The 13,046-nt window shown below is 58.3% G+C and carries 10 protein-coding genes; 7 read left to right on the top strand and 3 right to left on the bottom strand.

Annotated elements, in window-relative coordinates:
* Positions 1-255 precede the first annotated feature (255 nt).
* From rstA to FJU30_RS06760, 6 genes are all read left to right on the top strand, one after another.
* The gene (gene rstA, locus FJU30_RS06735) at positions 256-1,002 is read left to right on the top strand and encodes a two-component system response regulator RstA (protein WP_150434205.1); all 747 of its coding nucleotides are present in this window, start codon (positions 256-258) and stop codon (positions 1,000-1,002) included.
* A complete protein-coding gene (gene rstB / locus FJU30_RS06740; protein ID WP_150434206.1) occupies positions 999-2,282 on the top strand; it encodes a two-component system sensor histidine kinase RstB in 1,284 nt (427 codons plus the stop codon). The genes rstA and rstB overlap by 4 nt, the downstream gene beginning before the upstream one ends.
* 206 nt (positions 2,283-2,488) lie before the next feature.
* On the top strand, positions 2,489-2,806 hold the full coding sequence (asr, locus tag FJU30_RS06745; protein WP_150434314.1) for an acid resistance repetitive basic protein Asr: 318 nt from the start codon (positions 2,489-2,491) through the stop codon (positions 2,804-2,806).
* Between the two features lie 554 nt (positions 2,807-3,360).
* Positions 3,361-4,164 carry a trypsin-like serine peptidase gene (locus FJU30_RS06750; protein ID WP_150434207.1) on the top strand — a complete coding sequence of 268 codons (804 nt, stop codon included), beginning with the start codon at positions 3,361-3,363 and terminating at the stop codon, positions 4,162-4,164.
* A 35-nt stretch (positions 4,165-4,199) separates the two neighbouring features.
* A complete protein-coding gene (locus tag FJU30_RS06755) occupies positions 4,200-4,877 on the top strand; it encodes a ClpP family protease (RefSeq protein WP_150434208.1) in 678 nt (225 codons plus the stop codon).
* 279 nt (positions 4,878-5,156) lie between these two features.
* Entirely contained in the window at positions 5,157-5,696 is a 540-nt protein-coding gene (locus FJU30_RS06760) for a YagU family protein (RefSeq protein ID WP_150434209.1), read from the top strand.
* A gap of 20 nt (positions 5,697-5,716) precedes the next feature.
* Here FJU30_RS06760 and FJU30_RS06765 read toward each other — a convergent pair whose 3' ends face one another.
* Both FJU30_RS06765 and ftrA read right to left on the bottom strand, forming a co-directional pair.
* Positions 5,717-6,889: a tetratricopeptide repeat protein gene (locus FJU30_RS06765; RefSeq protein WP_150434210.1), complete on the bottom strand. Its 1,173-nt coding sequence runs from the start codon at positions 6,887-6,889 to the stop codon at positions 5,717-5,719.
* On the bottom strand, positions 6,822-7,868 hold the full coding sequence (ftrA, locus tag FJU30_RS06770; protein WP_150434211.1) for a transcriptional regulator FtrA: 1,047 nt from the start codon (positions 7,866-7,868) through the stop codon (positions 6,822-6,824). Before ftrA ends, FJU30_RS06765 begins: the two co-directional genes overlap by 68 nt.
* Positions 7,869-8,069: 201 nt before the next feature.
* Here ftrA and FJU30_RS06775 point away from each other — a divergent pair, with 201 nt between their 5' ends.
* The gene (locus tag FJU30_RS06775; protein ID WP_150434212.1) at positions 8,070-8,981 is read left to right on the top strand and encodes a DMT family transporter; all 912 of its coding nucleotides are present in this window, start codon (positions 8,070-8,072) and stop codon (positions 8,979-8,981) included.
* A 150-nt stretch (positions 8,982-9,131) separates the two neighbouring features.
* On the opposite strand, the gene hrpA is transcribed toward FJU30_RS06775, so the two are convergent.
* A complete protein-coding gene (hrpA, locus tag FJU30_RS06780) occupies positions 9,132-13,016 on the bottom strand; it encodes an ATP-dependent RNA helicase HrpA (protein WP_150434213.1) in 3,885 nt (1,294 codons plus the stop codon).
* Positions 13,017-13,046: the final 30 nt, after the last annotated feature.

The raw sequence follows: 13,046 nt of genomic DNA on the forward strand, positions 1-13,046 counted from the left end.
CCGGCGTGGTTGGTGAATGTGCACAGAGACATATGCCGGGTGAGGACGAGATTGCGCGCCTGGCGCTGCCGCCGCTCAGCGGCCGTTATCTTAACGTTCTGGATAGCGATCGTCCGCCAGCGGGCTAACCGGTTTAACACCCGTTTACGCTTATACCCTGGTCGCTGCCCTGCCGGCGCGCTATGCTGCCGGATGCGATTTTGTCAGTCCGCCCGCCCGTCAGCGCGGGAGTAAAAGAAGATCAGGATTAAAAAGATGTTGTCAGGTGAAACGAAACAGAAAATTGTTTTTGTCGAGGATGATAGCGAGGTAGGCAAACTGATTGCCGCCTGGCTCGGTAAGCACGATATTGAAGTGCAGCTCGAAACGCGCGGCGATAAGGCGCTGTCGTTTATTGAGCAGCAGCAGCCCGACCTGGTTCTGCTTGATATCATGCTGCCCGGCAAAGACGGCATGACGCTGTGCCGGGAGCTGCGGCCGCGCTTCAGCGGGCCGATCGTCCTGCTCACCTCGCTGGACAGCGATATGAACCATATTCTGGCGCTGGAAATGGGCGCGGACGACTATATCCTCAAAACCACCCCGCCGGCGGTGCTGCTGGCGCGTCTGCGCCGGCATTTCCGTCAGTACGCCGGCGTCCAGCCGGCGCAGGAAGGCGCCGGCGCGCTGCAGATCCATAAGCCGCTGCATTTCGGGCTGCTGTGCATCGACCCGGTCAACCGCGAGGTCACGCTGGGCGACGAGCACATCCTGCTGTCGACGGCCGATTTCGATTTGCTCTGGCAATTGGCGATCAACGCCGGCCACACCATGGACCGCGAGGCGTTGCTGAAAGCGCTGCGCGGGGTCAGCTACGACGGTATGGATCGCAGTATCGACGTCGCGATATCGCGCCTGCGCAAAAAATTGAACGACAATACGCTCGATCCCTACCGCATTAAAACCGTACGCAACAAAGGCTATCTGTTCGCCCCCAACGCCTGGGAGAGCGACGCGGTATGAAAAAGCTTTTCATTCAATTCTTTCTGCTGCTGTTCGCCAGCTTTCTGGTTATGACGCTGCTGGTCGGGCTGGTTTATAAAGTGACCGCCGAACGGGCGGGTCGACAGTCAATGGACGATTTGATGAAAAGCTCGCTGTATCTGATCCGCAATGAACTGCATACCATTCCGCCGCGCGACTGGCATAAAACCATCAGCCAGCTTGATCTGAACCTGTCGTTTAAGCTGCATATCGAGCCGCTGAGCAAGTATCAGCTCAGCCCGGCGGCCCAGCGGCGTCTGCGTCAGGGCGAGATCGTGGCGCTGGACGATGAGTACACCTTTATCCAGCGCATCCCGCGCAGCCACTATGTACTGGCGGTCGGCCCCATTCCCTATCTGTTTTTCCTGCACGAAATGCGCCTGCTCGATTTACTGCTGGTTATGGTGATCGGGCTATCGCTGGCGCTGCCGGTTTTTTTATGGATTCGACCGCACTGGAAAGAGATGCTCAAGCTGGAGAGCGCCGCCCAGCGGTTGGGCGACGGCCATCTGGAGGAACGAACCCATTTCGATGCCACCTCCAGCCTGCACCGACTGGGCGTAGCCTTTAACCGGATGGCCGATAATCTGAACCAACTGATCGCCAGCAAAAAGCAGCTCATCGACAGCATCGCCCATGAGCTGCGCACCCCGCTGGTTCGCCTGCGCTACCGGCTGGCGATTAGCGACGACCTGGCGGAAGACGAGCGCCAGGCGTTTAACCATGATATCGGCCAGCTGGAAGCGCTGATCGACGAACTGCTGACCTACGCCCGGCTGGACCGCCCGCAGGTTACGCTCAACCTGTCGGAGCTGGATCTGTCGCACTGGCTGCGCGCCAAAATCGACGATTTGCGCCAGATCCGGCCGGACAAGACGCTTGAGCTGACCATCCCGCACGAGGCCGATTTCGGGCCGATCGACGCGCGGCTGATGGAACGGGTGCTGGATAATCTGATCAACAATGCGCTGCGCTTCTGCCGACAGCGGATACGCATCAGCCTGTGGCGCGACAATCATCTGGCCTGCCTGCAGGTGGAAGACGACGGTCAGGGCATTGCGCCCGACGATCGGCGGCAAATCTTCGAGCCCTTCGTGCGGCTGCAGGCCGGGGAAAACCAGAGCGGCGGCGGATGCGGGCTGGGACTGGCGATCGTGTCCGCTATCGCGCACGCCTGCGAAGGCACCATCGTGGCGGACAGCAGCGCGCTGGGCGGCGCCTGCTTTCGCTTTTGCTGGCCGGTTAAAACGCCGTCGTAAAGCGCGACGCCGCTGGCTCAGAGACTGCGGCGCCCGTGATGAGGCGTGCTGTTCGTTGCAGGACGTCCGCATCCTTACGCAGACTGTACATTCGGTTACACGCCGATACCAATCACTAACGGAAGCCGCGAGATTAATTCTCTATTATCCGTTCTACCGACCCGGTCAGGGTCCGAGACATGAACTGGATAATTGAGGTAATGATGATGAATAAAGTATTAGTAATGATTGCTGGTGCTGCTCTGGGCCTGTCCTCCGCCGCCTTCGCCGCCGATACCACCGCCGCTCCGGCTACCAGCCCGGCTCAGGTCAGCGCGCCTGCCGCTCAGGCCGCTCCGGCAAAAGCAAAAGCTAAAGTCACTCACCATAAGAAACATGCCGCGCAAAAAGCGCAGGCCGCTAAAAAACACGCGAAGAAAGCAGTGAAAAAACCGGCTGAACAGAAAGCTCAGGCTGCCAAAAAACACGTGAAAAAACACGCAGCTAAAAAACCGGCTGCAGAAAAAAGCACCCCGGCAGCATAAGTTAGCCGCCTTAAGATAAAGGCCGGCTGTATGGCGTGAAGCGCCGTCTCCGGCCCTGTTTCAGCCCCGGCTTGCCGGGCGCTGAAACCGTTAATCAGGCAGAACGATCGCCAATTGGTTATTACAGGTCTCCTGTTTCAGGCAATGTGTGGTCAGCGACCGAATCCCCCGCTATTGCGAGGACGGCGGCGATCAAACCACGTTATCGGCGTTTTGTCGCTTCGCTTTGCCGGGCGCTTATTTCATGGGATAGCGGATGATGTTACAGCGTTACTCATTTGAAATTGTTTTATCCCTGCTTGTTCTCTGCGGATTGATCGTCGTTCTGTTATTCCTGTAACCATCTGCACCGTCCCCCCGTCCGTTTCCGCCGCGTTGTCTGTCGATAACCACCAGCCGGGTGAATGCCGCGCGGGCAGACAGAGGCATGCCAACGCCAGCGCGGGACGAATGAATTAAACGCGCGGGAACGTCTCCTGCACGCCAAAAGCGTAACGGTCTATAGTTATTCACATACGACGCAGACTCATCGACGTGTAAGGCAAAACATTTAAATGCGCATACCGCTTTGGTTGTTATGTTTATTCGCTTTGTCTGCCCCGCAGTGCGGGCCACAGGCCGCAACCGCGTTCGGGCGCCAGACGCTGTTCTTCGGTCATGACGACCGCCACCCCGTCACGTCTGCCGCGCGCTGGCCCTGGCAGGCTATCGGCCAGCTGGAAACGGCCAGCGGCAGCCTGTGTACGGTCACGCTGATCTCGCCCAGTCTGGCGTTAAGCGCCGGCCATTGCGTACTGGTGCCGCCCGGCCGCCCCGACCGCATTGTCGCCGTGCGTTTTCTCCCCTCGAAAAAAGGCTGGCGCTACGCAACTCAGGCGGTTGAAATCCTGGTCAACCGTCGGCTCGGCCAGCGCCTGAAAGCCGATGGCGACGGCTGGATTGTGCCGCCCAGCGCCGCCCCGCTCGATTTTGCCTTGATCCGCCTGCAGCAGGCGCCGCCCGGCATCACGCCGGTGCCGATATGGTCCGGCTCGCGTCAGGCGTTGCGTCGACAACTGCAGCAGAGCGGTCAGCGCGTTACTCAGGCCGGCTATCCCGAAGATCATCCCGATACGCTGTATCGCCATGAAAATTGTCTGATTACCGGCTGGCCTCAGCGTGACGTACTGGCGCACCAGTGCGATACTCTACCCGGCGACAGCGGCTCGCCGCTGCTGCTGAAAGATAATGACCAGTGGACGCTGATGGGGATTCAAAGCTCCGCGCCCGACGCCAGCGAACGAGATATGGACGATAACCGCGCCGTGGCGGTGACGGCGATTGGTCAGCAACTGACCGAAGCGCTGCGCGCCCGCTGACGGCGTTATCATTTTAAACAGGGAATTAAATAACAATGCGCAGAAAATTAATCATATTGTCATCGGCATTAGGACTGGCGATGGCGTTACCGGCGACGGCCGATGTTTCTTCCGTCAGAAAAATCGGCCTAAAGAACAATAATATTGAAACAGCGAAAATACTCTATGTGGGCGATATTACCGCGAAAGGGAGCACGGAATTGATCTCGTCCATCGACGAGATCAATGCTAATTACCCGAATCTGAAGAAATTATATTTGTACATCAATAGCTACGGCGGCAGCATGGAAAACGGCTACATGGCGTATGAGGCGATAAAAAGCGCGCCCGTGCCGATCACCACAGTGAATATCGCCATGGTGGCCTCGGCGGCCAGTTTACTCTACTGCGCGGGCGCGGAACGTTACGCCACGCCGTCCGCACATTTTATACTGCATCCGGCGGCCGCTTCGAATATACAAAAAGATTATCTGAAACCGAATGAAATCGCGCGCCTGCAGCAGGATGTGAAAAACAGCAACGCTTTTTTTCGCTACGTCTATCAGCAGTGCACCCGCTATAGCGCGGATGAAATCGATAATATGTTATCCAGGGAAGACGGCCGTCAATACATTGATACCCCCACCGCGCTGGATAAGCGGCTGGCCACCGGGCAAGCCGCGGGAATGGTCAATGCCGACGTATCTTATTACATCCTAAGCAAGGACAATTAACGCCATCTGTTATTCCACCGCATCGGCCGGCGCGCTGTGCGCATGCGGTCGATGCGCCGACATTTATATTGTTTTTATGCCGTTCCCCGCGCCATTAGCGTGATTTCTCATATCGTTTCTTTTCCGCCAATGGCGCCGCACGGAAGTGCTATCATCCCCAGGCGGCGCTTAATGCAGCCAGGTTTATCGGTTCTCGCTGTTCGAGCGCTATCAATGAATATATTTTTATCTTTAAAAGATCATTATCTCAGCACGCTTCATGGGTATGAGGAACAGGAAATGAAGATCGAAACCAACAGGCAAAAGATAATTCTCGCAATACTTATCGGCATTATTGTGGGGATCATTTGTGCAATCGTTAAGTTCGGCTGGGAAATACCCTTCCCGCCCAGAACGCCGGCCCGGGATTTGACCAACCCGCCTCAGCAAATTCTGCAGCAGCTTGGCATGCCGTTTGAATTAACGCATATTACCTATCTCTACAACGGCAACCCTCGCCCCATCGTCAGCTTTATCATGCATTTTGGTTTCACCATTACTTTCGGCGTACTGTACTGCGTGGTGGCCGAATTCTGGCCCAAAATAAAACTCTGGCAGGGCTGCGTTTATGGGTTCGTCATCTGGGTTGTATTCCATGTCGTCCTGCTGCCGCTGTTCGGCACCGTGCCGGCGCCCTGGGATCAGCCGTTTGCCGAACATTTCTCCGAGCTGTTCGGCCATGTCTTCTGCTTCTGGGTGATGGAACTGGCCCGGCGGGATCTCAGGAACCGTATGACTCATCAGCCCGATCCGGACTGGGTGATAGCCCGCCGACGCTGAAAAACAATCAATAGCGCGTTTTATTGCAGAATTCCCGCCTTCAGCAAATCTGTCTCTTGCCCGTTAATCGTGGCCGTCGCCGCCTTGACCCGGTACGCGAGTTCACTGAACTGGCAAAAATCGCTCTGCCGCATCGGCAACAGCAAGGATTCCTGCAACGAACCGAACGTTTGTCCATTCATACCGCCATCCAGCGTGGTTAATCCGATCGTCGGGAAAGCCAGTGTCTGTTCTGACGTTGTCCCGGCGTCGTTTTTGAGTTCGACCACGACCCGCAGGTTAGCGACCTCGCCTAATTTATTGGTGGCGACGACAAAATGAATTTTACATTCATAGGGGTCTGTCTCATCGCCGATGAAATTCGACTCATGCCTGAGCGTCAAAACCGGCAGTTCGGCGCCGGTCTTCTTTCGCTCTCGTTCATCCTGCCGGCAGGCGCGCACAAAATCGTCTGCCGACCCGCCGCCCTCTTCGTAGTAATGCCCGGCCTTATCACAATCAACGCCGACGTATTGACCGCTGTAATACATCTGGCCTAAATACGTTGCCGCCCGCATCGACCCATTCTTATAAGCCCGTTCAAATAATGACAGCGCCCTGGCATAGTCGGCCCTGACCAGCCGGCCGGAATAATAAACAGCGGCCAGACCGACGAGCGCCTCGTCATCGCCCTGTTGCGCCGCGCGCTCGTACCATGCGATAGCTTGCGGACCGTCGGCCTCTACGCCCCATAACCCTTCGTCGTATACCATCGCCAGTATATTTTGCGCTTCCGGTTGCCCGCCCGCGGCCGCGACGCGAAACCATTTTAGCGCTTCAATATCTTTATCTTTGATATCCGCATAGCCAGAGTTATAGAGTTTGCCGACGAGAAAGTTGATCTCCGCATCGCCGTCCCGCGCCCACGATCTGGCCAGTTGCAGAATATCGCGCTTACCGAAACCGTTCCGGTTGAATAAACGTTGGGTCCGATCATCGCTGTTGTTTAAATATCGAGTGGCCAGCCGGATAAATTGAGGCCGCAGAGCGGTGTCCGCATCGGCCCGGGCCTTCGCGCTACGCACCTCATTGATAATTTTGCGCTCCACGTCGCTATCGGTTCGCTCATGGCGCGGATCTGTTTTTTCATTCGCCTGGCTGGCTGAGATCGCCGATAAACCGAGTAATAAGGCAATCGTCGCTTTCCGTATCATAATTTTCCTTTTCTGACGCCATCAGACGGCGGTATGAACTGGGGCTGCATTTCTCATATAGCCGGAAGTGATGACGCAGCGAGGCTTCGGAACCGTAACCCGCCATCACGGCGATTATCCCCACCGGCCTGGCTGTACTGTACAATAGCGTTTTCGCGTAGTCCAACCGGCGTTGCGCCAGCCACTGCATCACCGGTACGCCGAAGGTATCCTGAAAATGGCGCTGCAGGGAGCGTTCCGACATCATGCTGCGCTTTGCCAGCCCGGCGATGGTTTGCGGTTCGGTAAAGTGTTGATTCAACCACTCCAGCAGCGCGGCCATACGGTTTTCCCCGTTTTCCATCACCCGGCTGCGAGTCTGCTGGCTGTGTTCGCCGGCGCGCAGGAACGGAATAACCAGCCTTTCCGCGACCAGACTGGCCACCCGCGCGCCATAGTCGCGCTTCACCAGATAGAGCAACATATCCAACCCGGCCGCCGACCCGGCAGACGTCATAATCTGGCCTTCATCGATATACAGCGCGGACGAGGAGACGTCGATCTCCGGGTAGCGCTGCGCCAGCAGACGAGCATGGTGCCAGTGAGTGGTCACGCGTTTGCCGCTCAGCAGACCGGCGGCGGCCAGCACGAAGACTCCGGTGCAGATGCTGCAAATCCGCGCGCCTCGTCGCCAGGCTTCGCGCAGCGCCTGCAGCAGCGCCGGCGGCGGCGCGTCATGCACATTGCGCCAGGCGGGGATGATGATGGTATCGGCGACCGACAACCGCTCCAGTCCATAGTCGACGGTCACGGAAAAACCGCCGGTCGCCCGCAGCTCGCGCGATTCGGCCGAACAGACCGAAAACTGATACCAGTCGGTTTTTAACTCCGGACGCTGCACGGCGAAAAATTCCACCACGCAGCCAAATTCAAACGTGCGCAGATCGTTATAGGCGACAGCCACAACATGATGCCGCTTTTTGGCAGGATTTTTACGCATTATGGCTTTTCGCTGGCTGGTTGATAAATACGAATAAACATATAAATAGCATGTATTTCAGAAGAAATAATCTGACCGCCATAGAAAAAATAAAATATCGATGGCGTGTTTTTTACGATTTTAAAAACGATAGCCAACGGCGCGCCGTCGCCCGCCCGAACTCTGGTCGGGCGCTAAACCTTCAGAGCGGGAATCAGAGCCATGAACATCCGGATATATGCAAAACTTATGCTGTCGGCCTTTTTCTGGGGCGGCTCGGCGATTGCCGGAAAATATGCGCTGCAGGATTACAGCCCGGCGCTGGTGACCTTCGCCCGCTTTTTTATCGCTGCGTTGATTGTCTTTCTGCTGGTTAACACGAAAAAAACGCTGCTGACCGTCGGGCTGAAGCAGCATCTGCAGCTGTTTATCATCGCGCTGGCCGGCGTTTCGCTGTGCTATTACTTTTACTTCCGCGGGCTGCTGCTCAGTTCCGCCTTTAACGCCGGCATTATCGAAGCCACCACCCCGTTGCTGACGCTATTGATCGCCGCGCTGTGCGGAATGGAGCGCCTGACGTTACGCCAGTTAAGCGGCCTGTTGATCGCCTGGCTGGGCGTTGGCGTCACCATGACCAACGGCGACTGGCGACGTCTCGCCGGCGACGGCTATAACGTCGGCGACCTGTTGCTGCTGGTCAGCACGCTGTGCTTTGGCGTTTATAACATCCTCACTCGCCGCTGGCAGATGGCGATCCCGGACCGGGTATTCATGTTCTGGTTTTTCTTTTACGGCAGCATGGCGCTGCTGCCATGGTTGATCGGCGAGGCATGGCGCCAACCGGCGGCCTTCTCTCCGCGCGCCGCGCTGCAGCCTCTGCCGCTGCTGTCCATCCTGTTTATGGCGGCCGGCGGTTCGGTCATCGCCTATCTGTTTTTCAATCAGGGCATTCGGGCCATCGGCGCATCGGCGGCGGCGGCCTTTATCAATCTGGTGCCGTTCGTCACCGTGTTTCTCTCCGTCTGTCTGCTCGGAGAACGGGTGGGGATCTTTCAGTGGACGGGCGCCGTCACTATTCTGGTCGGGGTTCTGGTGGCCAGTCAGCGGCGCCGCGCCGCGCTGGCGCGCTCCTGATAAATAACTTCGCACATTGATGCTTCACGTCTCATCGTGCGAGACCAGCACTGGCGGGATGTCATGTCCTGCATGTGTAGCGCTATTATGCGAAGCTGTTTAGCGCCCCGGCGGTCCGGACGGAATCGCCGCTTTCCGTCCGGTTCACGGCTATTCTTCTATCTGCTCCATCGCCTGCAGAATGCGCTTATCCGAAATCGGATAAGGCGTGCCCAACTGCTGAGCGAAATAGCTGACCCGCAGCTCTTCGATCATCCAGCGGATCGCCATGACGTCCTCATCCTCGCGGCGTTCGGGCGGCAGTTTGTGCCACCACTGCTGCCAGGCCTTCTGCACCTGCTCTACCCGCAGCATCTGCGCGCGATCGCGATGCGTATCCTGCGCCAGTTTTTCCAGCCGGCGTTCGATCGCCTGCAGATAACGCAGAACATCGGACAGACGCCGCCAGCCGTTTTCCGTGACGAAGCCGCGAAACACCAGCCCGCTCATCTGCGCTTTGACATCGCTGAGCGCCAGCGCCATCGCCATATCCACCCGACCTTTGAGCCGTTTGTTGATGGCGAACACCGTCGTCAGGATCTGTTCGACGCGCCGGGCGATATCCACCACCGTGTCGTTCAGTTCGGCGCGCACCCGTTCATGCAGACGCGAGAACGCCTCTTCCTGCCAGACCGGCCCGCCGGATTCATCGATAATTTTATCCACGCCGCAGGCGATACAGTCATCGATCAGATCCAGCACCTTGCCGTAGGGGTTGAAATAAAGTCCGAGTTTGGCCTTATTGGGCAGTTTTTCATGCAGATACTTGACCGGCGAAGGGATATTCAACAGCAGCAGACGGCGCAGGCCGCGCCACATCATGCGCTGCTGCTGGTGCGGCGTATCGAACAAACGGATCGCCACGCTATCCTTTTCGTCGACCAGCGCCGGATACGCCTTCACCGAATAACCGCCGCGCTTCTGTTCGTAGCAGTCCGGCAGCAAACCGAAGCTCCACAGATGCAGGCCGCTCTGTTCCAGCCCGTCGTCCACCACGGCCGACAGCGTCTGCTGCACGTTATCTTTCAGCTGTTCCTTCAGCGCCGACAGATCTTTCCCTTCGCGCAGCGTACGGTTTTTATCATCCACCACGCGGAAGGTCATCTTCAGATGGTCGGGAACCTGCGTCCACTGCCACGCGTCGCGCTCAATCGTCACGCCGCTCATCAGACGCAGTTCGCGCTCCAGCGCATCCAGCAACCCGCGCTGCAGGGGCGTCGCTCTGGCGAGGAACGCCTCGGCGTAGTTGGGCGCCGGCACGAAGTTACGCCGTAACGGTTTAGCCAGAGATTTGATCAGCGCGATAACCAGATCGCGCCGCACGCCGGGGATCTGCCAGTCGAACCCCTCTTCGCGCACCTGATTTAACACCGCCAGCGGGATATGCACCGTCACGCCGTCCGCATCGGTGCCCGGTTCAAACTGATAAGACAGGCGCAGTTTGAGGTCGCCCTGATACCAGAAATTGGGATAGTCCAGTTCGCTGACCTTATCCGCCCCCTCTTTGATCAGCATGCTCTTTTCAAAATTGAGCAGATCGGCGTCCTGACGACCGGCGTTTTTCCACCATCGGTCGAAGTGGCGCGCCGAAACCACCTCATGCGGAATGCGCCGGTCATAAAAGGTAAACAGCGTGTCGTCGTCCACCAGGATATCGCGCCGGCGCGATTTGTGCTCCAGCTCCTCCACTTCCGCCACCAGTCTGAGATTGGCGCGGAAGAACGGATGGCGCGATTGCCAGTCTCCTTCGACCAGCGCGCGTCGGATAAACAGCTCGCGCGACATAACGGGATCGATCGCGCCATAGTTAACCTTACGCGCCAGGACAATCGGCAGCCCGAACAGCGTGACCTTCTCTTCGGCCATCACGGCGCCCTGCGCTTTTTCCCAGTGCGGATCGCTATAGCTGCGTTTAATCAGATGCTGCGCCAGCGGCTCAACCCATTCCGGGTCGATGCGCGCCGCCACCCGCCCCCACAGACGGCTGGTTTCCACCAGTTCGGCCACCATCACCCACTTGGGCGGTTTTTTGAACAGGCCGGAGCCGGGAAAGACGGCGAAACGCGCGTTGCGCGCCCCGGTAAACTCCTGCTTATCCACATCCTTCTGACCGATATGCGACAGCAGGCCGGATAACAGCGCGCAGTGTACGCTGCGATAGTCGGACGGCAGCGAATTGACCGGGATGCCCAGTTCCTTGATCGCCTGACGCAGCTGGGTGTAGATATCCTGCCATTCGCGCACGCGCAGATAATTGAGGAAGTCGCCGCGGCACTGACGACGGAACTGGCTGGACGACAGCGCCGTCTGCTGCTGCTTCAGGTAGTCCCACAGGTTGACGAAGGCCAGAAAATCGGACTCTTTATCGGCGAAGCGGCGGTGCTTCTCGTCAGACGCCTGCTGTTTATCCAGCGGGCGCTCGCGCGGGTCCTGAATCGACAGCGCCGAAGTGATCACCATCGCCTCGCGCACGCAGCCGTGTTTGCCGGCTTCCAGCACCATGCGCGCCAGACGCGGGTCGATCGGCAGACGCGCCAGTTGACGCCCCAGTTGAGTCAGTCGGTAACGACCGCTTTCCGCATGCTCAATGGCGCTCAGCTCTTCCAGCAGCCGCACGCCGTCCTGAATATTGCGTTTATCCGGCGCTTCGACAAACGGAAAGGCCGCAATATCGCCGAGGCCGAGCGCGGTCATCTGCAGGATCACCGACGCGAGGTTGGTGCGCAGAATTTCCGGATCGGTAAATTCGGCCCGCGACAGAAAATCCTGCTCCGAGTACAGACGGATGCAGATCCCGGCGGCGACGCGCCCGCAGCGCCCCTTGCGCTGATTGGCCGACGCCTGCGAAATGGCTTCAATCGGCAGGCGCTGTACTTTAGTGCGGAAGCTGTAGCGGCTGATGCGCGCGCTGCCGGGGTCGATGACGTAGCGAATGCCCGGCACCGTCAGCGAGGTTTCCGCCACGTTGGTGGCCAGTACGATGCGCCGGCCGTGATGCGACTGGAACACCCGGTTCTGTTCCTGATTGGACAGGCGCGCGTACAGCGGCAGGATCTCGGTGTGGGGCAGATTCTGTTTCATCAGCGCGTCGGCGGTGTCGCGGATCTCTCGCTCGCCGCTCATAAAAATCAGGATATCGCCCGGCCCTTCGCGGCCGAGCTCATCCACCGCGTCGAAAATGGCCTGCAGCTGATCGCGATCGCCGTCGTCGGCCTCATCGACCACCGGACGATAGCGCACCTCAACCGGATAAGTCCGGCCGGAAACTTCGATGACCGGCGCCTGATTAAAGTGGCGCGAGAAACGCTGCGGATCGATGGTCGCAGAGGTGATAATGACCTTCAGATCCGGACGTTTCGGCAGCAGTTGGCGCAGATAGCCGAGGATAAAATCGATATTCAGGCTGCGTTCGTGAGCCTCATCGATAATCAGCGTGTCGTACTGCATCAGCAGCCGGTCCTGCTGGATTTCGGCCAGCAAAATGCCGTCGGTCATCAGTTTAACCAGCGTATTTTCGCCGACGTGATCATTGAAGCGCACCTTATAGCCGATGCTGCCGCCCAGCGGCGTCTCCAGCTCGGCGGCGATGCGATCCGCCACGGTGCGCGCCGCCAGCCGGCGCGGCTGGGTGTGGCCGATCAGGCCGTGAATGCCGCGCCCCAGTTCAAGACAGATTTTGGGCAACTGGGTGGTTTTGCCGGAGCCGGTTTCCCCAGCCACGATCACTACCTGATGTTCGCGCAGCGCCGCCATGATGGCGTCTTTTTTCTGGCTTACCGGCAGCGCGTCCGGGTAGCTGAGCGTCGGGCGGCTGGCGCGCCGGTTGTCGACCCGCTGGCGCGCCGCGATGATTTCCCCCTCTATTTCCTGCACGACGGCCGCCGACGGCGTATTGCCGGCCCGCGTGGCGCCCTGCAGGCGACGGCGCAGGCGCTGTCTGTCTTGCAGCATTAATTCATCGAGCTGGCTGGACAAGGTGGAGAGAGGTGATTTCACGTGGTTATATTCCCTGGTTTTTCACCGGCC

The organism is Affinibrenneria salicis (assembly GCF_008710095.1).

Excerpts from the sequence above, each read along its gene's own strand:
- rstA (WP_150434205.1), top strand. The coding sequence starts at position 256 with ATGTTGTCAGGTGAAACGAAACAGAAAATTGTTTTTGTCGAGGATGAT.
- rstB (WP_150434206.1), top strand. The coding sequence starts at position 999 with ATGAAAAAGCTTTTCATTCAATTCTTTCTGCTGCTGTTCGCCAGCTTT.
- asr (WP_150434314.1), top strand. The coding sequence starts at position 2,489 with ATGAATAAAGTATTAGTAATGATTGCTGGTGCTGCTCTGGGCCTGTCC.
- FJU30_RS06750 (WP_150434207.1), top strand. The coding sequence starts at position 3,361 with ATGCGCATACCGCTTTGGTTGTTATGTTTATTCGCTTTGTCTGCCCCG.
- FJU30_RS06755 (WP_150434208.1), top strand. The coding sequence starts at position 4,200 with ATGCGCAGAAAATTAATCATATTGTCATCGGCATTAGGACTGGCGATG.
- FJU30_RS06760 (WP_150434209.1), top strand. The coding sequence starts at position 5,157 with ATGAAGATCGAAACCAACAGGCAAAAGATAATTCTCGCAATACTTATC.
- FJU30_RS06765 (WP_150434210.1), bottom strand. The coding sequence starts at position 6,889 with ATGATACGGAAAGCGACGATTGCCTTATTACTCGGTTTATCGGCGATC.
- ftrA (WP_150434211.1), bottom strand. The coding sequence starts at position 7,868 with ATGCGTAAAAATCCTGCCAAAAAGCGGCATCATGTTGTGGCTGTCGCC.
- FJU30_RS06775 (WP_150434212.1), top strand. The coding sequence starts at position 8,070 with ATGAACATCCGGATATATGCAAAACTTATGCTGTCGGCCTTTTTCTGG.